Raw genomic sequence first — 18,756 nt, forward strand, 5'->3', positions numbered from 1 at the left:
CCTTGCTTACATCTAGCCACTCCTTAATTACCATAATCACATCTTTCCTATTTTTGAAAATTGTTTTGATGCAAAAATGGATTGCTGGTTATTATTGCGGTCTATCTTCTCAAGGTACTTATCGAATTCCCTTTTTTTGATTTCAGCTCCATTCAAGTACCAATAGCGATGGCCGTCAGCCCAAACAATGGCGGGACCGTCTTCGCGGTGTAGCTTGTTATTGAGATACCAGAATTTTGTTCCGTCTGAACGTTCAACAGCAGGACCATCTGTTCTATGTTTTAAGCCGTTCAAATACCACTCGTAACTGCCATCGCTCCAAATAATGGCAGGACCATCTTCACAATGTAGCTTCTCATTTCTTACGATAAATAAATCGCCACTCTCACTTACATTTATTCCATCTTTCATATCTTTCCTCGTTGTGAATATCCTTTCTCACCAAATTTGGATTCGAGCTTTTCTTTAAGTGCTTTCTTCGCTAAGAAGTGGCCGTACTCTTCTTCCGAATATTGGCGTCCATGAACCCAGTATTCATGTGGTTTGCCTTCAAGAAGAACAGAAGGCCCATCTTCTCTATGAAGGACTCCGTTGCGGTAATACTTGGTATAGACAACAACCGAGGTAATGCCTGTTTCGTAGTTGGTGGTTATATGGTTGAGCTGGGCTATGCCAGAAAAATCAGGTGGTAGTTCATTTGTTGTGCTCATTTCTTACCCCTGAATAACTCTGCGATCGTGCTCACTCCTTCCTGAATCTTGGTGAGTTCCTGGAACATGCCCTTGGTGGTGTCGTTCCACATCTTCATGCGATTAAGTGAGCGAGCAATCTGATTGATATTGCTACCAATCTTTCCAAGGGAAGCCAAAAGCTGAACACGCAATTTGTGTTCTGCCTTCGTTTCTTGATCTGCTTGATAGTTAGATGGAAGCAGAACTGAGCGGGCATAGATTGCTGATGAAGATGCACCCGCTTCTATGGCTCGTTGTTGGAGAGCTACCCATTCTTCAGGTGTGAACCTGATTTCAAATCGCTTGTTGCGAATATTTTTGTTGGCTTCTACACCTGGTTGGCCTGCTCTCTTTTTGAAGGTGCAGCGTTTTTCTTTTTTTACTGGTTCCATTGGGAGCCTCCTTTTTTCTTGTTTTTATCGAGCCTCGCGCAGCAGCGGGTGTGGGTGAAACCCACAATATTCAAACCGAGAACAACCCTGAAAGGGTGTACGTAGGATTGATTGACCTTGCTTAAACTTCTTTTCCCTGTCTTTTTGGATTTGTGAGAGATAAAAGTAACGGTGCTCTATTTAATCCTAGCGTTTTCAAAATCGAAGTCAACGATCATCAGCAGCATGAGCAGATGTTTTATGACTGAAAAATTCCATTGATAAAAAACGGTATGTGTCATCACCAATTAAATCAATGGAAGATGACGTCGCTATGAGACATGAGGCAAATTCATCATGTATGTGTTCATGCGACATGAGGCTGATGCAGCATATATGTAGCTATGCGACATGAATCCATTGTGAGATCGAGTACTAGCTGTTGACTTCAAATGAAAATACGTTTCAATAAGTCATGAATGAACGGAGGATATTTATCATGACAAAAAGAAGCGAAAGGAATTCAAGAAGCACTGTGCGAATAGGTCCACGTATGTCCAGAGGGCTGTATCAGTTAGCGAAATACGTGTATGGCATTAAGGGCGTGAACTTTGAAGATCAGCTTGAAGAGTTAGTAGAAAAGGACCTTGACTACCAGATGAAACAGAAGTGGTTCTTTCATGCCACCTCTGGAAAGGAGGGGCAGTACTTTGAAAAGTTGAAGAAGACTGTTGGTGATGCAGGGGCATTTCACCCATCCAGCGATGGCAGTGACTTTGATTCCAATAACCCCAATCAGCGTGGGAGTGAGTGATGGAATTTCATTACGACAGAATCACTTTGACGACTCAATCTGACTTGCAGGTTTCGGTGGCAGACTTGAGAGATGTGATTCAAGCTTTCGTCATTCCCGATGAAGGCCAAAGGCTACTAGAGCTTCAAGTAGTGCTGGAATGCATCGCGCGAAAGAATGGACTTGCAGCAGGTGCTTTGGGTGTTGAGTGATCTACCTGTATCGCACACGCCTTGTGGCGGCCCCGGCCTCACTACATAGAAGAACGTCGTAGCGTTCTCACTCACGTGATTCGGACATGAAAAAGCACCCAGCTTGGGTGCTTTGCCTTTTCATCGACCTGCTTTATTTCCGAGACTGATCCAGGCTTGGAAATGAAGTAGGAGCCCTCGGCAGGAGGGTTATTTGATTGGTTGCTTCTTCTGTTTCTTGTGGGCAACGGCACAGACACTCTCAACGATCTTGACGATTTCGTCCCTATCGCTGCTGCCTAGATCTTCCATCAACTTTGCAATATGCTGGGCCTGAGCATTAAGGCTGGTGCTGGTTTCTGTCACCAGTTCTGCTACGGAGCACCCAAAGACCTTGGCAAGCGTACTTAGCAACTCAAGACTGGGTGAACTATCTCCACGTTCATACCTTGCATAGCCTTCTGTGCTGAGATTGACTTTCTCGGCAACTTCCCGTTGAACCAAGTCAGCATCATTGCGCTTCTTGGCGATCTGCTTGCCAACAATTTTTCTCAGTTGAACTTGGCGGCTCATGTTTGGCTTTGTCTAGTTAAATTCATATGATTTTGACTGACGCAAGTGCATAGATCAACAATCAAAGTGCACGCTAGACTGAGGCTGTCTCAATCCCAGTGGAGTGATCATGAAGCCCGATTTGAAGTGTGTCGTGGATAACACTATCAAAAAGTGGATGAAGAACGGGCTGCTTCATCGTGAAGATGGACCAGCGGTGATTCGTGGAAGTGGTGAAAGCCGAATTGAAGAATTTTGGTTTGAAGGATGTTTAGTGTCTTCTGCTATGTTGGAGCTTCATAAAACTCTAACGTCTGAGATAGATGAAATTGTGAGAAATCGAAGGATTGTCATATTAAAAACACTCTTTTGAGTGCTTTCAATATTTGGAAATACTTTGTACTCAATAGGATAGAGTGACTGTCAAGCTGTCCGTGTATGTGTCTGGTATTAAGTATTGATTTAGAGATAAAGAACCATAAACTGGTATCAATTGTGCGGCGCCATTTCCAGTGAAACCGAGTATAAGAGGTCCTTTTTCATCCATCCATCTTGTTGAATACCCGGAATCAGAATAGACCTGGTAAGAGAGTTTGTCTGTATTAGATGAATTGGCGCCTGTCATTGCTCTTGCTTTTGTGCTTGTTCCGCCAACACCTGCACTGACCATGACATTGTAGGGAAGGCCGTTTGAGCACTTGGCTGTAATGGATGAGTTTGCGGTCACAGTACCGCTTGCAGCGGGGGTTACAGTTCCAAATGACACGCTGTTTGCAGAAACCATACATGAAGAGCTTATGGTGGCAGATGATTGTAGGTTGGTTGTTATAGATCCAGATAAAGCCGAAGTGGATATACAAGATGCAATCATAGCGATTGCGGTAATTTTATATTTATTCATATTGTTTCCATTTTATTATTGTTGCAATTTAATCGTAGTCGTTTCAATTGAAAAGTCAATCTTGCATCGTTTAAGTAATTTTGTTCTTTGACTCTGCGTTGTCGCTTGAAGATATGTGTTTTTTATACATAGTCTTATTAATTGATTTTATTTTTCTCTCTAGCTTTCTCTTTTGTTTCCAGTCATTGAATTCGTCTTCGGTGAAAGAAATATCATTTAAAAACCATTCCTTACCGCCTTCTGCGGTTTCAACAGCGGGACCATCTTCACGGTGCAGCCTTCCATTCTTGTAGTGATATATGTCGCCATCTTCGTCGTATTTGCCATTTTTATTCTGCTTGGCGGCAATTGTTTTTTCGAAGTTGTATAAATCTATGAACTTTCCACCTAAGCAGTATTGCTTGCATCCGATAGATGTAATGATTGCTGGACCGTTTTCTCGGTGTCTCTCACCGTTGATATACCATTCTTTGTTTCCATTGGAGGATTCAATAGCAGGGCCATTCTCACGATGACGCTTTCCATTTAGCCACCATTCTTTAGTGCCATTCGTATCCTCAATAGCAGGGCCATCTTCTCTGTGATACTCGCCATATATCCACCACTCTTGTCTCCATTGATTGTCAATGGCTGGTCCATCTTCTCGATGTCTTAATCCATTTAAGAACCATTCTTTACTGCCATTTAAATCTTCTACTGCCGGCCCATCTTCTCGGTGAAGCTTCCCATCTTTGTAGTATTTTGTTTTTTCTAGCGTTTCATATTTTCCATTTTTTCTTTCTGAATTAAACATATTTTCTCCAATGCATTCAATATCTTATTAAATTGAAATAAGATGTCAAACATTGGATGCTAAAAAGTACCCGGTTGGGTACTCTGGTAGATTTAGAAGCCTGCGTTAGATTTTTATTCTTTTCTGTGTAGGTTTTGTACTAAAGTGGTTTGAAATTTCACTGGTTTTCTATTAATAGTATGAAATTAAACCAAAATGGCAAGATGCTTATTGCTTAGGTTGAAATGAAAAAGCACCCCGTTGGGTGCTTTTGTTTCATGCGAAAAGTGCTTCAAGTTTTCGCCGCTGTTTTCTATCCATGCAAGACATAAGCATTGGATAATTTCCTTCCACTGTCTTTCCGATTTCGTCATTCAATGCAGCAAACTCTTCAGTGGTCATGAATTCAATTACTGCTTTTGATGTGTTGGGCATGCCCTTGAGTTGCATAGCTGCTTGAACCATAAAGTAGCTGTTGTAGGTGATGAGAAGCTCTTTGATCTGATTCTCTCGAATGGTAAGAAGCTTCCTGAAGGCGCCAATCATCATCTTGCCTTCCTTGGTCTTAGCGAAGCTGAAAATCCGATCATTCATGCCGTTGATGCAGTATTGGAGACAGGTCATGTTTTGGGTGTTGTTAGCCATGTCTGTTCCTCCTTATGCTCGTTTGGATTGTTCAAAAAGTGCAAACACAATCTTCTCCACCTCGGTCAGAACCCTGGCACTTTTGCGACTGCTGGAGGTGTCTTCCTGGTCGGAATCCATGATTCGATCCAACTCGCGCACGATGGCTGCTTCGTCGTCTGGGCTGTGGAAGGCGAACTCAAGCTGTTCAGCCTCGATCCTGGCCTTGGCCATCTCATAGAAACGGCTGTCCTTCTCAAAGCCAATGGCATTCCTTGCATGCTGCTTCGCCACTACTAAGGTGGTGGCGGAGCCAGCAAAGGCATCCAAGACCACATCACCAGGCCTGGTGTGGTTGCGAATCAATGGCTCAATCATCCAGCGGTATTTTTCGGTAGGGTGCTGGGTGGTCTTCCTGCCAATGGGACCTTCGTAGAACTGCACCATGTCAGATTGAGCACCGAAATTGAAGGTGTATTGCTTCCCCTTGGTGAACCAGACTGCTTCTTCAATCGTGCTGCGGTAGTTGTTCTTGCGAATACTAGGAACAGGGTTCTTCTTCTTGAAGTAGATCTTGTTCTTGAAATTCAAGTCAAAGTCTTCTTCAAGGTAGTGGGCAATAAGGCCGGTGTATTTGCGATCCAAGAAGAGAATCAAGGAACCGTTGTCCTTCATCACTCGAACGAATTCAGCAATGAAGGGCTTCAACCATTGGTAGTAGTCGGAAATAGAGGCCCAGCTATCTTGGAATTCATCGCCCCAAGCCTGTTGGGTGCTGACGATCTGGCCCTTGGTCTTGGTGAGCTTGGCACTGTCTGCAATCCCATAAGGAGGATCGGTAAGTACCAAATCAACGAAGTTGCTAGGAACTGTGGCAAGACCAGCTTGACCATCAAGTTTAGAGAAAGAATTAATGCCAAAATATTTTTGTTTTGTATGGTCCATGATGGACTCCTTTCAAGTGTGTTTTATTTAAATCATGTTTAATCCCTCCTTTTCAGTTGAATCATTTCGCCTGATAGGTGTTAAGTGGGTAGTCAATACATTTCGTCGCTGTATTTGATTGAATTCATTTCGGTCATCAATCAACAAAACGAATTTTGCGCCTAACGAGAAGAAAGATCTATGAATGGGTTCTTGGTGGGACCAAGGAAAACGTAGGGTCGTAAAAAAGCACCCGAAGGTGCTTTATGTTGTGAGGCTAGTATTTTGGTGAGCTTGCCTTGGTGTTTTTCTCAACCCACTTCTTGTGCTGCCACTCTGAAAATGAGATGGAATGGTTTTTCAGCTTCTCTTTTTCCTCTCTTTTGGTTTTGAAATATTCGTTATCGCAGCTCTCTTCTTCTTTGTTGAATGGGAATTTGAGATAGCAACCTGTCGTTGTCTCTATCAAGACAGTTCTTTTTTTCTTCATCTCTTCCTCTGGAAGTTTGGCTATCACATCAAAGATACGTGTCTGGATTTGGTCTTTCATTTCGTGAGAAAGCAAAGCAACACCTGGGCTGTGGTACTCGTCATAAACTGCCACCTCTGGATTCATGCTCGCTAATCCATAGATCAATTTATCTAGCGCACACGCAAAACCAGCATTGCTCATTATTATTGAGCTTTGTGTGAATTCATATATTACTTGCGCAAGTAATTCTTCGTCATGTAGGCGATTTGTTAGTTTTCCAACGGCTAAGTCTGCTGATTGTTCGGCTTGTAGAAATTCTATTTTCAAGGCGTTTGATGTATTCATAATTTACTCCTGTTGCTAATATTTTAATTAATTCGTTGAATAAATCAATGATGGTTATTTATGGGTCATGAATGTCTTTTTTTCATCAGATCCGATAACCGAGTTGTATTGTTTTTGTTTTTGATCGTGCTAGATTGAAAATAAGATATAGGAGGTGCGTGTATGAAAAATGGACGTTACCAAGAAGAAGGGATAGAGCTTTGGTACTTCAACGATCAACTACATCGTGAAGACGGTCCAGCTTGCACTGAACCTGATGGTTCAATGTCCTGGTATCTAAAAGGAAAGCTTCACCGTTTAGACGGCCCAGCGATTATCTGGGGTGACGGAAGCAAAGAATGGTGGGTTGATGGCAATAGACACCGTATAGGTGCTCCTGCCGTAGTCAACTATGACGGTAGCTGCCGTTGGTATCTAAACGGCGGATTGCACCGTGTTGGTGGGCCAGCCATTGAAGCCGCTAGTGGTGCCAGAGCTTGGTATCAGGACGGTCAGCTACACCGTGAAGACGGCCCTGCTGTTGAGGGTGCTGATGGCACACTAGAGTGGCATCGTCATGGAACACGTGTCCCTGATGAATACGAAAAGCCCAAACCTTTCAACGCCAAAAAGGTTGCGGATGTTAGAAGTGCTTACGATAAGCCGATCAAAGTTGTTGAAAATAGAATATTGGCAATCAGGAAGAAATTTCTTGAAGAAGGTGACAACTCAACAGGGATCAAGCCACTCAAACCGAAGTGGTAGTCATTTTTAGAGCCTATCCTTTAAACGGGTGGCAATCTTCTGCACGATCTCAACAATCATTGCTCTGTCGGCTTCTGGAAGTGTTTGCAAAATCTGTGCGATCAGCTCTGCCTGGTCGCCGGTTCTTGTGCTGCTGGCTATCAGTAGCTCATCGATTCCGCACTCGTAGACTTCCGCCAGTTCAGCCAAGCGTTGGACGGTGGGCATGGTGATAGCTCGTTCCATGCGGCTTACAGCCTCGGTTCCGATTTGAAGGGCTTCCCCAACCTGACTTTGGGTGAGTCCCTTCGCCTCTCGGCGTAGAGCCAATGTTCGTCCGATGCTCTTGAATAGTTCTGTGTGTTGTTTGCTCTCGGTAGGCATGTTCTCTCCACGATTTCTTGACGACCCAAATAGTCGCCTGTCAACCCAAAAAGATGAACATGCGTTAGAGTTGTGTATCAACCCGAAAGGTTGGGTTGATGAAGGTGTATAGCTGGAACACCGATTCGTGGAGTCAGCCTTACACCCAACAACCTTTGAACATGAAAGGCAAAAATGGGAAAGCAGTGTCCAAAATGTGGCAGTGACCACACACAGGCGGTCCGAGTAGTCGTTCAGTCAGGAACAACTATGAGCAGTGGTGTTGTCACCGGGGTTGGCCTGGGAACTGGAGGGATCGGGGTTGGTCTTGGTACCACATCTGGCATTAGCAAGACCAGCTTGGCCGCTAAATTCAGCGAACCAGACAAGCCAACCATTGCACCAACTGTCGTACTTGGTCTTGCTGCCTTGGGAACCTCACCGTGGCTGCAAGCACATGGGCCAGATGTTGGCTTTAGGTATGCATGCATGGGTGTCTGGGTTATCTTCCTCTTTATCTTGCGCAAGGACTGGAAAGATTGGAAGGCATACAGGGAATACCACAAGATTTGGGAGCCGCTTTACAGCAAAGGATTTCATTGCAATAAATGCGGTTTTGCCTTTGTTCCAAAATAAAGGAAATTCACAGATTGATTAAAAGGCACCTTCGGGTGCTTTTTTGTTTTCGCCAATTTTTACCTCTATTGAGGTTCTTCCTGCGGAATCAAATATTTGGAATAATTCCCTATCGGGAAACTAAATTTTCTTGATGAATCCTTCGGAATTTCTGTTGCCCATCACCCCGATGGATGGGGGTAACTATCTGATATACACCGTAATGGCACAAGAAAACTAGTTATGTAGATATTTAATCCTTCTAGACAAGAAGTCTTATCCAGTTCCAAGTTGCCTCTCTGTGTTTGCGAAAAGTGCTTCCTGCCAAGCCACATTTTTCTAAATTTCCAGGTGTCACCTCAAGCCCTCTTTTTTTACAAGCATGGATTGCGACTTTGATCTTGTCGTCCACAGCTTCAGTGCGATTAATGTTTGTATAGGCAGCACCAAGAGACTGTCTTTCATTTAGTGGCATATCAACGGGAAGTTCAAGAACACCCCTGTTCTTCTGTGTGCCAATACTGTTCTTGTGCTTCCAAGTCCATTTGCCTACTGATTTGGCCGTGGATAGAATTTCTTTCGCAGGAAGAACACCGCTTAGGTGATCTGTGAAGTGTTCGTTGATGGAGAGTGCCTTGGAGTCCACCGCAGCTTGGAATACCACAAGGGAATTATGATTTCTGACTTCTGCATAGGCCCAGTGTCTGAGGGTGTCAAACAAGGTGGTGTTCCGGCCAATCCCTGAGTCGTACAAGGCCAGCTTGCGTTTGTTTGCCCTGAGATCAAGCCCATACTCTTGAAAGTCATCAAGGTCGTAGTTGACCTGGTGGCAGATTCTGCGCCAACTGGGATGAGTTGGGTTCTTGACCAAGTGGCCGGTGAATCCAAGATCCGCACCCAGTAGGTTGGTCAGGGCAATATCTGTTGCCTCATAGAACTTCTGGGGGGCTCTGTGAGCTTCCTCTGTGTAGTAGACCGGAGTCCTCAGTTCATAGAGATAGTGGCAATGGGTGTTCTCTGGGTTGATGACAATGATTGAGGGCGGGGGTAGTCCTCGCTCATCCCATAGAAAGGCAGATCCTGGGGTGTCAATGTCCAAGGCAATGAACTTCTTGTAGAGCTGGTTCAGTTCTATATAGCGATAAGCAAGGGCCTTATCTCTTTTTCTGAATCTTGTGCCTTCATCCTTGAATTCAGCACTTCTCACTTTTTCTGGTAATGCCTTTATAAAACTTGTAAACATAAAATATTCCTTGATTTCTTGCGAAATTCAGGAATTATGTTTTGGATAATATTGACAATTGAGATTAAATACGTTTTAATATTCTCATCAGGTCAAAGCTCCCCAGCTTCTTCATATTCCTGAATTTCTAAAATGCTCAAGTTTCCGCTTGGGCATTTTTCATTTCGTCTTCATGTTTTACGAAATTTATTATTGAAAGTCAAATGAGGTTGACATTCAATATTAATCTGCAACAATTTCAATGTCTTTCAGAATTGTTGAAATTTTTCTCACAGAAGATAGTTGTCCTTGGTGTTTGTAGATGAAGCATCCTTCGGGGTGCTTTCTTCTTTATGGACTGTGAAATAAAAAAAGCACCTGAAGGTGCTTTTGTGTAGGTGTCTTGTGGTCTATCGCTCTTCTATGTTTTGAGTATCTGGGTCATATCGGTAGTTCACGATTTCTCCATTGATTAACATATTGGCTGCTGCTTCAATGATGTGCAGTGGGGCGATGAACCACTCGCGTGGTGAAAATCGCTTTCCCTGCTGATCATAGACATCCACATTCAGACATGCCTTGCCAAAGAAGGTGTGCAGCAGCAATTCAAACTTCTGTGGGTTGAGGTTATAGCATTCAAATACTTCCACCACTTTGACCTTGGCCATCAGGTAGGTGGGTTCCTCGGCTGCATTCTTGATACGTTCAGGTACTGGCACTGTGGAATAACCAATCTTGAACAGGTTCTTGGTGTTGGCAATTTCAGGCACGGTGCTCAGAGACTGAAGCACATAGATGTAGCCTGACTTCTCGTCGCCTGCCTGTATCTGCTCCAAGGCTTCAAGAGCCTTCTCATGCGGGTCTAGGATGCGCCGTCCCGTTTCGTCCTTGTATAGTTCCGTGGCAAGGGAGCGAAGCAGCATGTTGGACTCGGTGCCGTTTTCAAAGATGCAGCGAAGCCGGGCGTTAACCTTGCCGTTCTTCACTTCCTTTTCACCGACTTCAGCCACGTAGGCAGTGATGCCGTGGAGGATGAAGAAGTGACCTGGCTGGATTTGCTGCTCACCAGTGAATTGCCGTGCCTCACGAACGCCAGAGGTCAATTCAGCATGACACTGCTTGAACAGGTGCTCAAACTGGTCAAAATCCTTGCAACGTTTGCGCTGGGCGATTTTCTCAGGCATGTCCATTGGCGATTTTGGAACATGCTTGAGTTCAAAGATGCTGGCTACCTCATCATCCAACAGACCCAAAGAGTCATCATTGAAGATGTCGGCTACAGAGGTGATGGGTTTGGCTGGTTCTACGAAGGTAAGGAGGTGGAATTCATCCACCTCCTGCAAGGCTTCACATTTTTCCTTGCTGGCCCTTAGTCCCTTGAGCCTATTGAACAGTTGGAACTCAAGGATGTTGGATGGGTTGGATTCTGGTTCCTTGCCGTTCTGTCTGTAGAAGTCGTTGATCTGATTGAAGGATGCAAGCAGGCGGTCATCTACCGAAATGGCGGAACGTTTGGGTTTGACATTTAACAAACCCAAATCATCATCTTGCAGAATTTTTAGTAGGTCATCCTTCTCCACGATCAGACCCCTTGCTGACGCCGCTGTGCTTTCAGATAGACCACTGCATCAGCCATACGCCTTTCCAGCGGATCAAGCGAAGCAATATTTGGTTCTCTACCGTGAGCCTTCACGAAGTCTTTGATCTTGGGCCAAAGCAAGATGGCTTCCTCGTCGCTCATCTGCACACGAGTAGCTTCAATGGTGTCCTGAATCACCTTGAAGATTTTCGTGGTCAGCGACTTGGACAGAATTTCAAATGCCTTCTGGAAGGGGTTGACCCGATCAATCAGGTCAATGTGAAGATCGTCAATGTTGATGAACTTGTCGGCCATGCGAACAAAACGCTTGTCGCCTTCCTGCTTGATCTCGCCATTCTTGATGACTGAATCCACCACAACATGCTGACGGACTTCTTCAACTTCTGCATCACTGAGTTCGGGATACTTGATCTTGATGATTTTAGGAATCATCACCTTGTTGATGACTTCGGGATCAACATTACCAGGCAGTGCCTTGATGAGCTTATCGTCAGAAAGAATAGCTGCCTTCAAATCGTTCAAGTCAGATTCAATGATGTCTTTGACTCGCTTGGAAGAAGGTTCTTTCAATCCACGAACTTTGATCTCCGTGTCAGTGCTCTTGTCGTCGTCGTTAACCTTCGTCTTGAACTTGAAGTTAGGGGCAAGGACCTGTTCCATGAGCAACGAACAAGTGATGGCCTTGAGCATGTTGTTTACTGATAGCTTGACGAGATCGTCAGTGGCATCAGGCTGGGCTATGAGGTTCGTGAATTGTGCGTGGCTCTTGTTGTCGCTGTCACGAGTGCAGCGGCCAATGATCTGAATGATTTCAGTCAGAGATCCACGGTAGCCCACTGTCAAGGCATGCTCACAGAATTTCCAGTCAAAGCCTTCCTTCGCCATGCCCAAGGCGATGATCAGGTCCATGTCTTCTGGCTTTTGGATATGGCGCAAATATTCAACGATACGTTCACGTGCTTTAGGCTCGTCATGAACGAGATCGGCAACCTTCAAATCCTTGCCATCACCATGCCGTTTGACGTGAATGACACAGGTCTCAGGGTCACGGTGGGTGACGGTGCCAATGATGTCAAGAATGCGATCTACCTCGTCATACTTGTCTTTGGTGGACTCGCCTGACTGCACATTGGGTATGTGAAGAATGGTCTTCTGATCCGTGTTCAGAATCTCCTCAATGGCACTGGTGTACTTGCCTTGATAGAAGTGGTAGCCGATCCCCAGAGACTTAAGGAAGGTGTAGCCGTTTAGCTGCTCGTAATAGTTGTATGTGACCTTGGTGAACTGGGCTTCGTCTTCAGGCAGCAGGACCGGCACACTGTCACCACGGAAGTAGGAACCAGTCATTGCCACGATGTGCACGTCGGACTTGGCCATCACGGTGCGCAGCAACTCACCAAGGCGGTTTTCACCATCAGCAGAGACATGGTGGAATTCGTCAATGGCAAGAAGCACATTGTCAAAATCCGATTCCTCTACAGCTTCAAAGGCGAAGCGAAGGGTGGCATGAGTGCAGATCAGAATCTTGTCTGTGCCCTTTAGGAAGTCCACAAAAGCTTTGACTTTGCCCTGATCACCACCGGGGGTGCAAAGGTTGTTTTTGGGCTCAACAGTCCAGTCAGAGAAGAAGCCAAACTTGCTCAGTTCAACACTATCAAACGATCCACCAATGGAACGTTCAGGCACGGCAATGATGGCTTTGGACAACCCTTGATTGATAAGCTTGTCCAGTGCAATAAACATGAGGGCACGAGACTTCCCAGAAGCAGGCGGTGCTTTCAGCAGAAGGTATTGAGCATTGCGAGCTTCAAAGGCTCGCTCCTGCATCTCGCGCATGCCATATTTGTTGGTGCTGGTGCTCTGACCAGTCTGGGCATAGGTGACATCAACAATATTAGGCATTCTTAGTCCCTGTCATTTTTTCGTAGAGCTTAAAAAGGTAATCAAGGCGATCTTCGTCGTTCAGAAACTCTTTAGCTCTATAGCAACGTTCGACCACTGCATCTAACCGTGCATGTGCATCCATCAAGTCTGGTGGCATTAAGTCTGGATCATATAAATCAGACAGATTCAATTCAGGATACTGCTCTCTTGCTCCAAGAATTTCCAAAACAAGATTTGAGATTGCTTCCTTGCTTTGTTCTGTCAGAGGCGGTACTGGGAAATTGTTATATCCAAGTGTTGAAGAATATCTTGGATCTTCCTTTATTTTTCCACAAGATGCCTTAATCCAAACGTTATGCATTAACGAAGAGATCAATCCAAAAACATAAACCTCGCTTGTGTAGATGACTTGTGTCGCATTTGATGCGACAAAGGATTTATCTAAAAATCCAAATGGAATGTACTGGCGACGATCTGATCCATGAATCGGAACAAGAATTGAATTGGTTGCCACATAACGTGGTTCACCAAAACGATGAGAGGAATTTGCAATCGTTCTCGTTGCTGATTTGGTACTGTTCAGCCTAAATTCTTTAACTAGATTAATGCGATTCCTGATTTCTGGAATTGCCTTTGCCTCGTCTAGCTCTTGATCGTTGATCCAAATGCACCAACGTTCTTTATTGTTAGTATGCTCCGATGCGCCAATGTATCTTTTTATAAATTTCTTTGCCTCTGGACGAAGCTTCTCTAGGGCATCTTTCTCTTCTGGTTCTAGTATGAGATTTCCGCCATCAGTAGGCTTGCTTCCATAAGTCATTTGTGGAAGCTTGGACAAAGGTTTCTGCCGTTTTGAGAGAATGATGTTTCGCTTTGTGGCTACCAAATATGGATTAATATTTTCTACTTTTTGAGTCAATCCATCTTTGAATATGAACTTATCGTGATTAGAAATGCTTCGCAATCCGATAATGACACAGTACACCGCTGCATTCTTTTTGGCGTTGTTTTCCCATTTGAATGACTGATGAACAAAGCCAATTTCTACATTTTGATGGAAAATATGAGGCCAAAGCAATTCCACTTGCTCACCTTGGCAGATGGAATTGGTTGAAACAAATGCCGCAGTGGTATTGTTTCCATGAATGTACCTCGCTGCTTTGTAGAACCAGCTTGCAATTAGGTCAATGGCTTTGTAGCCGTCAATGCCATCAAAAACATGGGCGATATCATTCTTCTGCTCATCTGATTGCAGACTTGAACCAAGATAAGGAGGGTTGCCTAAGACAAAAATTTGAGTACCGTCAGAGTGCGGACAGATCTTTTCCCAACTCTCTTGAAGCGCATTTCCGTGAAAAATGTTACCGCTGTTCTTCAATGGAAGTGGTGGGTTTGTGTGGCCGAATGTCGCCTTGAACTTTACGTTCATCTGATGCTCTGCAAGCCATAACGAAAGAATAGCTATTTCGTGCGCAAAATCGTCTAACTCAATCCCATAAAATTGAGATAGCTTTATTCTTGAAAGAGGAATCAATCCATCTTTAGATAGTTCTTGCAGCCGCTTAAAAATTCCCATCTCAAGCTGTCGAAGCTCTTTGTAGGCAATGATCAGGAAGTTGCCAGATCCGCAAGCGGGGTCAAAAATCTTCAGATGTTCAAGGCGAAGAAGCAACTGTTCCAGTTTCGTCTTGCTGTCAGAGTGCTTCTCAAACTCTTCCTTCAATTCGTTAAGGAAGAGAGGTTCAATCACTTTCATGATGTTGGGCACATTTGTATAGTGCATGCCCATGTTGCCCCGTTGGCTAGGGTCAACCACAGCCTGAATCATCGACCCGAAAATATCAGGATTAATTTCTGACCAATTCAAATCTGCACCACACTCAATGAGCATGGCACGTGACTTCTTGTTGAATTTTGGCACTGGCAACTTGTCAGCAAACAAGCCGCCATTCACATATGGAAAATTTAGGTAGTCAGGAACACCTTCACGGCTCTCCTGATTCATCATGTCAAAGATACGACTCAGATAGTCGTCGAGGTCACTGCCGTCTTCGGATGTACTGCTTCCAATACGGTTGGTGAACAGCTTGGCCTCAAAAATTCCCGTATCTTCAGCGAAGTAGCAGAACAAAATTCTGGAGAGAAACACGTTCTGCCAGTGAATTTCTTCTTTAGTGATGGCGGGGTTGTTATCCCGCAAGAGATCAAACAGCTTCGCCATTTTTTCGGCTGCTTTGACATCTGCGGGGTTTTCACCTTGGGCTTGAGTTTTTTCCAGTCCTGCCCACGGAAGGAAGAAGTCAAATTTTTTATTCAGTTCGGCTACTGGAATGTCTAAGGTATCTTGTGTCTTGGTGTCAATCGCCAGAAGGTGAGTGACATTGATAGCAATAATGAAACGTGGCTGGTGCTTGGCAACCACATCTGCATGCTTCATTTCATCAATGACTGATAGCAGTTGGTCACTCTTGGTTTCTTTGAAGTAGACCTGCTTCTTCCAAAGAACTTCATTAGAATTCTTTGAGAGGTTGTAGCTTCCCTTGCCAATCATCTTCAATCGTGTGACTGAAGCCTTGGGCTTCCCGTAGCAATCCAACAAGTTGAATAAAAATTCAGCTTGATCAGTCGTGCCAACAAGGGCTTTGACCTTTTCTTCTACTTGAGAAATATTCATCGATGTCTTTGTTGGCTGATTGTGACTGTCAACTGAAAAAGCACCCAAAGGGTGCTTCTTGTTGGTGCGTGTTTTTATTTAACCCGGTATTTTTCAATATCTTCACCGGCTGCTTGAGCTTCCATGACCCACTTTGGTTTTCGGCCACGTGCAGCACCCGACCAAGTCAAGTCACCTTTTTTATACATGACAACTGCTTCTTTGGAGCTAGAAGAAGCCTTCTTGGGTGCCTTCTTCGTTGCTGCGCCAAACCCCAGTTGATCAGCGGTAAGGCTATACTTTTCAATCTTGGCCTTCATGTCTGTCAGGACTGAATCAATCTCAGTCTTACGAACGGCTTCAGCCTGTTCAGTAAGCTTCTTGATCTGAGCTTGAAGTTCGTCGTAGCTGGGGGTTGCTGTTGCCATCGATTTTGTCCTCTTGGAAGTTGGTTCATTCATTTTGACATCCTTTTATCGGTTTGATCCGATAGAAGAAGTGTGATTTCAAAAATCCCCAACGTCCAGGGTTAAAAGCACTCTTCTTGAAGTGATCCTACTTTTTTACAACGTCTACTTTTGAGCCTTTGGCTGGAAATTTCTGTTCAAAACGATCCATCATTTCTTTCTTGTTGGCATAGTCTTTCAAGTTCTCTGCCAAGGAAAGCATGGCTGTAGCACGTTCTTCTAAGGACTGAGCAAAGGCCCTGAGCATGAAGATGTGGGACAAGTCATGAACTGATGCTGTTGACTTGACTGGCTTCTTCTTGATTGGTTGAAGTGATACGGGTGCTTCTTCTAGAACCTCTTTGCTTGGTGTCGTTTCACCATTCAACAAGAAGTTCGCCACATCATAGATAGAGTAGTAGACCAGCCTGCCTATGTTCTTGAAGGGAATGGGGAACCTGCCTTCCTTCCTGAGCTTTGATTGTTGCTTGGTCGGAATGCCGATTTCTTCAGACAGTTGCTCAGGAGACATCAACAACTTGCCTTTGGTCTTTTCTCGTAAATAATCAATGAGTTGCTGATCTACCATCTGTATATCGCTTCTTGTCTAAAGACTCCTACCAATGCTATAGTGTGAGGCTGATCGTGTGTCCCTGTAGTTCAATGGATAGAACAGGTTCCTCCTAAGAATCAGATCCAGGTTCGATTCCTGGTGGGGACACCACCGACTCACACCACATACAAAAACAGGTAGCCATGTGCTACCTGTTGTCGTTTCTGGGCTACTTCTTCCCTTCGATTCTGTGCCAAATTTGTTCCAAGACTGGCTTGGATCAAGGTGGATTTCGAGGGATTAGCAGGGCCTTGTTCTCATAAAAATCAACAACTTAGCTTTCATTCTCCACCCTCCTGAATCGCTTAGGAGGCATGTGCACTATCCATTGTGCTACGGGGAGGACGCGGGCATTATTATAGCGGACACGCAGGCCAAGCGCGGAAGTCAGGAGTAAAGTTTCCCCTTATCCGCGGCCCGGTCTGCGTACCATTACGTCAAGGACGCGCAAGCCGTCGGCAGCGCCCACAGTATGGATGCGTAGCCACGGACTGCCTTGATGAGGCCGCAATTGGCCTTCCGATTTTTCCTCATATTCATCCGGGCTTAACTTGGTGATGCGGCGCCATTCAATGTGGTGACCGTATGCCTCCGCGCTATTTTGGGCTGGGCGTAGTAAACCGCGCTCATCAGCGATAATCGGACCTGCCGGGCGTGCACAACGGATATCGGAGACCACAGGATTGCAGGCATGGGGTTGCCATGGCCCCCGTAAATGCTCAGCATGGTAGATGTGCAATTCTTCACCTCTTTCCGCGCCTTCTTCAACCACGCTGACCCACATCCACCAGTGCCCTTCGGGCGAACGCCAGATGGTGGTATCCACTGCATTGACGTCTTTTAACAGCACGGTATCAAGAGCCCATTCGCCGGGGAACTCCAGACAGCGGTGTAATTCGACCTGACGGGTTGCTGAGGTTTCTGGCACCATGAGCAACTGTTCCTGGTCCTGCAACATGAACGGGTAGCTCAGATGGTGTGGCGTCGCCATCACAGGCAGCGGGCTGCCATAGCTGCCGTCAGGTTTTACTTCGATAGCGAGCAGGCGGCCACAGGGGGCTGCAAATGGCAGTTCCTCGAACATAATCCAGTGTCGGTTTTGCCAGTACAGCGGCATAGGGTCGGCCCAGAACACCTCGCGTGGCGGTTCGATAAAGTGAAACTGATCTAGTGCATCCCAGCTTAGGTGAGGATCAAAGGTGAATGCCAGTTGCCATTGATCGAGAAATTTGCGGCGGTCGAGCCGGTTACGCAAGATGCGTAGCGCTACGCCTGTTAGTAAGGCCAGTCCGCTTGGGCGTATGCCAGACGGTTTAGTCCACGCCACTGCAGCGTCAGCCAGTGCCGGTGCCCGTAATGAACGCTGGGCCTGTTGTGCTGCCAGACAGCGTACCATGAAAGCTCGTGCTTTGTTGAGTGAACGCTGCCGCGTTGCGGAAAGTGAATTAGTGACAGCTGCACTCATGGATCGATAAAGCAGCGCTGGCGGGGTGCTGGCAAAATCATACAGACAGGTTGTGCAGAGATGCGGAGCATGCAGCATGGATTGCGCGCCAGCCAGCGGGTGCATAGCCATCTCGTTGCCCAGAGTGAGGCCCCAGACTGCCATGTGTGCAGGCACAGGCGAACTAAAGTTGGGAGGCAAAGGCAGTAGCCAGACTACCAGCCCTATGCCGTCGCTGTGCCACTGCGCAACGGCCGCTTCCGGCACCATGGTGAGTACGTTCGAGCTGGACCAGCTGGCTTGTACCGGCGCCGGTGCAGCAACAGGGGCTTGCAAACGATCGACGGAGCTGCCGCGCGCCATCAGGCGTTGGTCGAATGAGTGGTAGATGCGTGTACCAAGGCTGCTGCGCGGCGTCGCGCTAGCAATCTGGGTCCAGCCAGACCAGACGGTATTTTCGATGGATAGGAGGTCTTGCAGCATGCTGCAGGCCCATTCGGGCAAGTTCGCGCCGACA

At 45.7% G+C, this 18,756-nt stretch carries 22 protein-coding genes and 1 tRNA gene; 6 read left to right on the top strand and 17 right to left on the bottom strand.

The annotated features are described in order from the left end of the window. Positions 1-36: 36 nt before the first annotated feature. Genes GTP27_RS12495 through GTP27_RS12505 form a run of 3 tightly spaced genes read right to left on the bottom strand, consistent with a single transcriptional unit; the run spans position 37 to position 1,123 of the window. Positions 37-411 (bottom strand): hypothetical protein, encoded by a 375-nt coding sequence (locus tag GTP27_RS12495; protein ID WP_161039498.1) that lies wholly within the window; start codon positions 409-411, stop codon positions 37-39. Next, a complete protein-coding gene (locus GTP27_RS12500) occupies positions 408-710 on the bottom strand; it encodes a hypothetical protein (RefSeq protein ID WP_161039499.1) in 303 nt (100 codons plus the stop codon). Before GTP27_RS12500 ends, GTP27_RS12495 begins: the two co-directional genes overlap by 4 nt. After that, a complete protein-coding gene (locus tag GTP27_RS12505; RefSeq protein WP_161039500.1) occupies positions 707-1,123 on the bottom strand; it encodes a plasmid mobilization protein in 417 nt (138 codons plus the stop codon). The genes GTP27_RS12500 and GTP27_RS12505 overlap by 4 nt, the downstream gene beginning before the upstream one ends. Before the next feature lie 478 nt (positions 1,124-1,601). Here GTP27_RS12505 and GTP27_RS12510 point away from each other — a divergent pair, with 478 nt between their 5' ends. Together GTP27_RS12510 and GTP27_RS12515 are read left to right on the top strand one after the other, a co-directional pair. After that, complete coding sequence (locus tag GTP27_RS12510; RefSeq protein ID WP_161039501.1) at positions 1,602-1,916, top strand: hypothetical protein; 315 nt, start codon at positions 1,602-1,604, stop codon at positions 1,914-1,916. Beyond that, entirely contained in the window at positions 1,916-2,107 is a 192-nt protein-coding gene (locus GTP27_RS12515; RefSeq protein WP_161039502.1) for a hypothetical protein, read from the top strand. Before GTP27_RS12510 ends, GTP27_RS12515 begins: the two co-directional genes overlap by 1 nt. Positions 2,108-2,296: 189 nt before the next feature. Here GTP27_RS12515 and GTP27_RS12520 read toward each other — a convergent pair whose 3' ends face one another. Continuing rightward, positions 2,297-2,659 carry a helix-turn-helix domain-containing protein gene (locus GTP27_RS12520; protein ID WP_161039503.1) on the bottom strand — a complete coding sequence of 121 codons (363 nt, stop codon included), beginning with the start codon at positions 2,657-2,659 and terminating at the stop codon, positions 2,297-2,299. Positions 2,660-2,768: 109 nt separating this feature from the next. Between GTP27_RS12520 and GTP27_RS12525 the strand changes: the two genes are divergently transcribed. Next, a complete protein-coding gene (locus GTP27_RS12525; protein WP_161039504.1) occupies positions 2,769-3,011 on the top strand; it encodes a hypothetical protein in 243 nt (80 codons plus the stop codon). A 30-nt stretch (positions 3,012-3,041) separates the two neighbouring features. Here the strand turns inward: GTP27_RS12525 and GTP27_RS12530 are convergent, their stop codons facing one another. The 5 genes from GTP27_RS12530 to GTP27_RS12550 form a co-directional block, all read right to left on the bottom strand. Beyond that, on the bottom strand, positions 3,042-3,539 hold the full coding sequence (locus tag GTP27_RS12530; RefSeq protein ID WP_161039505.1) for a Csu type fimbrial protein: 498 nt from the start codon (positions 3,537-3,539) through the stop codon (positions 3,042-3,044). Between the two features lie 70 nt (positions 3,540-3,609). Beyond that, positions 3,610-4,332 carry a hypothetical protein gene (locus GTP27_RS23625; RefSeq protein WP_202416734.1) on the bottom strand — a complete coding sequence of 241 codons (723 nt, stop codon included), beginning with the start codon at positions 4,330-4,332 and terminating at the stop codon, positions 3,610-3,612. Between the two features lie 255 nt (positions 4,333-4,587). After that, entirely contained in the window at positions 4,588-4,956 is a 369-nt protein-coding gene (locus tag GTP27_RS12540; protein ID WP_229633762.1) for a hypothetical protein, read from the bottom strand. Positions 4,957-4,968: 12 nt separating this feature from the next. Then, positions 4,969-5,880, bottom strand: coding sequence for a DNA-methyltransferase (locus GTP27_RS12545; protein ID WP_161039506.1), 912 nt, complete (start codon positions 5,878-5,880; stop codon positions 4,969-4,971). A 256-nt stretch (positions 5,881-6,136) separates the two neighbouring features. Beyond that, entirely contained in the window at positions 6,137-6,676 is a 540-nt protein-coding gene (locus GTP27_RS12550; RefSeq protein ID WP_161039507.1) for a hypothetical protein, read from the bottom strand. Positions 6,677-6,838: 162 nt separating this feature from the next. On the opposite strand from GTP27_RS12550, the gene GTP27_RS12555 reads away from it, so the two are divergent. Continuing rightward, positions 6,839-7,420, top strand: coding sequence for a hypothetical protein (locus GTP27_RS12555; protein ID WP_161039508.1), 582 nt, complete (start codon positions 6,839-6,841; stop codon positions 7,418-7,420). A gap of 6 nt (positions 7,421-7,426) precedes the next feature. Here the strand turns inward: GTP27_RS12555 and GTP27_RS12560 are convergent, their stop codons facing one another. Then, a complete protein-coding gene (locus tag GTP27_RS12560; RefSeq protein WP_161039509.1) occupies positions 7,427-7,783 on the bottom strand; it encodes a helix-turn-helix domain-containing protein in 357 nt (118 codons plus the stop codon). Between the two features lie 249 nt (positions 7,784-8,032). Here GTP27_RS12560 and GTP27_RS12565 point away from each other — a divergent pair, with 249 nt between their 5' ends. After that, on the top strand, positions 8,033-8,398 hold the full coding sequence (locus GTP27_RS12565) for a hypothetical protein (RefSeq protein ID WP_161039510.1): 366 nt from the start codon (positions 8,033-8,035) through the stop codon (positions 8,396-8,398). Positions 8,399-8,639: 241 nt separating this feature from the next. On the opposite strand, the gene GTP27_RS12570 is transcribed toward GTP27_RS12565, so the two are convergent. From GTP27_RS12570 to GTP27_RS12595, 6 genes are all read right to left on the bottom strand, one after another. Next, positions 8,640-9,620 carry a replication initiation protein gene (locus GTP27_RS12570; protein ID WP_161039511.1) on the bottom strand — a complete coding sequence of 327 codons (981 nt, stop codon included), beginning with the start codon at positions 9,618-9,620 and terminating at the stop codon, positions 8,640-8,642. Positions 9,621-10,009: 389 nt separating this feature from the next. Next, entirely contained in the window at positions 10,010-11,179 is a 1,170-nt protein-coding gene (locus GTP27_RS12575; RefSeq protein WP_161039512.1) for a GIY-YIG nuclease family protein, read from the bottom strand. A gap of 2 nt (positions 11,180-11,181) precedes the next feature. Further along, entirely contained in the window at positions 11,182-13,101 is a 1,920-nt protein-coding gene (locus GTP27_RS12580; protein WP_161039513.1) for a DEAD/DEAH box helicase, read from the bottom strand. Continuing rightward, complete coding sequence (locus GTP27_RS12585; RefSeq protein WP_161039514.1) at positions 13,094-15,757, bottom strand: DNA methyltransferase; 2,664 nt, start codon at positions 15,755-15,757, stop codon at positions 13,094-13,096. The genes GTP27_RS12580 and GTP27_RS12585 overlap by 8 nt, the downstream gene beginning before the upstream one ends. A gap of 74 nt (positions 15,758-15,831) precedes the next feature. Then, positions 15,832-16,197, bottom strand: coding sequence for an H-NS histone family protein (locus GTP27_RS12590; protein ID WP_161039515.1), 366 nt, complete (start codon positions 16,195-16,197; stop codon positions 15,832-15,834). Between the two features lie 94 nt (positions 16,198-16,291). After that, positions 16,292-16,771, bottom strand: coding sequence for a hypothetical protein (locus GTP27_RS12595; RefSeq protein WP_161039516.1), 480 nt, complete (start codon positions 16,769-16,771; stop codon positions 16,292-16,294). 60 nt (positions 16,772-16,831) lie between these two features. On the opposite strand from GTP27_RS12595, the gene GTP27_RS12600 reads away from it, so the two are divergent. Continuing rightward, positions 16,832-16,906: transfer RNA gene (locus tag GTP27_RS12600), tRNA-Arg, on the top strand. 295 nt (positions 16,907-17,201) lie between these two features. Here the strand turns inward: GTP27_RS12600 and GTP27_RS12605 are convergent. Further along, positions 17,202-18,722 carry a glucosamine inositolphosphorylceramide transferase family protein gene (locus GTP27_RS12605; protein WP_161039517.1) on the bottom strand — a complete coding sequence of 507 codons (1,521 nt, stop codon included), beginning with the start codon at positions 18,720-18,722 and terminating at the stop codon, positions 17,202-17,204. Positions 18,723-18,756: the final 34 nt, after the last annotated feature.

Source organism: Duganella qianjiadongensis (assembly GCF_009857915.1).
Classification (GTDB): Bacteria; Pseudomonadota; Gammaproteobacteria; order Burkholderiales; family Burkholderiaceae_D; genus Rugamonas; species Rugamonas qianjiadongensis.

Coding starts and splice junctions, on each gene's coding strand:
- GTP27_RS12495 (WP_161039498.1), bottom strand. CDS start 411: ATGAAAGATGGAATAAATGTAAGTGAGAGTGGCGATTTATTTATCGTA.
- GTP27_RS12500 (WP_161039499.1), bottom strand. CDS start 710: ATGAGCACAACAAATGAACTACCACCTGATTTTTCTGGCATAGCCCAG.
- GTP27_RS12505 (WP_161039500.1), bottom strand. CDS start 1,123: ATGGAACCAGTAAAAAAAGAAAAACGCTGCACCTTCAAAAAGAGAGCA.
- GTP27_RS12510 (WP_161039501.1), top strand. CDS start 1,602: ATGACAAAAAGAAGCGAAAGGAATTCAAGAAGCACTGTGCGAATAGGT.
- GTP27_RS12515 (WP_161039502.1), top strand. CDS start 1,916: ATGGAATTTCATTACGACAGAATCACTTTGACGACTCAATCTGACTTG.
- GTP27_RS12520 (WP_161039503.1), bottom strand. CDS start 2,659: ATGAGCCGCCAAGTTCAACTGAGAAAAATTGTTGGCAAGCAGATCGCC.
- GTP27_RS12525 (WP_161039504.1), top strand. CDS start 2,769: ATGAAGCCCGATTTGAAGTGTGTCGTGGATAACACTATCAAAAAGTGG.
- GTP27_RS12530 (WP_161039505.1), bottom strand. CDS start 3,539: ATGAATAAATATAAAATTACCGCAATCGCTATGATTGCATCTTGTATA.
- GTP27_RS23625 (WP_202416734.1), bottom strand. CDS start 4,332: ATGTTTAATTCAGAAAGAAAAAATGGAAAATATGAAACGCTAGAAAAA.
- GTP27_RS12540 (WP_229633762.1), bottom strand. CDS start 4,956: ATGGCTAACAACACCCAAAACATGACCTGTCTCCAATACTGCATCAAC.
- GTP27_RS12545 (WP_161039506.1), bottom strand. CDS start 5,880: ATGGACCATACAAAACAAAAATATTTTGGCATTAATTCTTTCTCTAAA.
- GTP27_RS12550 (WP_161039507.1), bottom strand. CDS start 6,676: ATGAATACATCAAACGCCTTGAAAATAGAATTTCTACAAGCCGAACAA.
- GTP27_RS12555 (WP_161039508.1), top strand. CDS start 6,839: ATGAAAAATGGACGTTACCAAGAAGAAGGGATAGAGCTTTGGTACTTC.
- GTP27_RS12560 (WP_161039509.1), bottom strand. CDS start 7,783: ATGCCTACCGAGAGCAAACAACACACAGAACTATTCAAGAGCATCGGA.
- GTP27_RS12565 (WP_161039510.1), top strand. CDS start 8,033: ATGAGCAGTGGTGTTGTCACCGGGGTTGGCCTGGGAACTGGAGGGATC.
- GTP27_RS12570 (WP_161039511.1), bottom strand. CDS start 9,620: ATGTTTACAAGTTTTATAAAGGCATTACCAGAAAAAGTGAGAAGTGCT.
- GTP27_RS12580 (WP_161039513.1), bottom strand. CDS start 13,101: ATGCCTAATATTGTTGATGTCACCTATGCCCAGACTGGTCAGAGCACC.
- GTP27_RS12585 (WP_161039514.1), bottom strand. CDS start 15,757: ATGAATATTTCTCAAGTAGAAGAAAAGGTCAAAGCCCTTGTTGGCACG.
- GTP27_RS12590 (WP_161039515.1), bottom strand. CDS start 16,197: ATGAATGAACCAACTTCCAAGAGGACAAAATCGATGGCAACAGCAACC.
- GTP27_RS12595 (WP_161039516.1), bottom strand. CDS start 16,771: ATGGTAGATCAGCAACTCATTGATTATTTACGAGAAAAGACCAAAGGC.
- GTP27_RS12605 (WP_161039517.1), bottom strand. CDS start 18,722: ATGCTGCAAGACCTCCTATCCATCGAAAATACCGTCTGGTCTGGCTGG.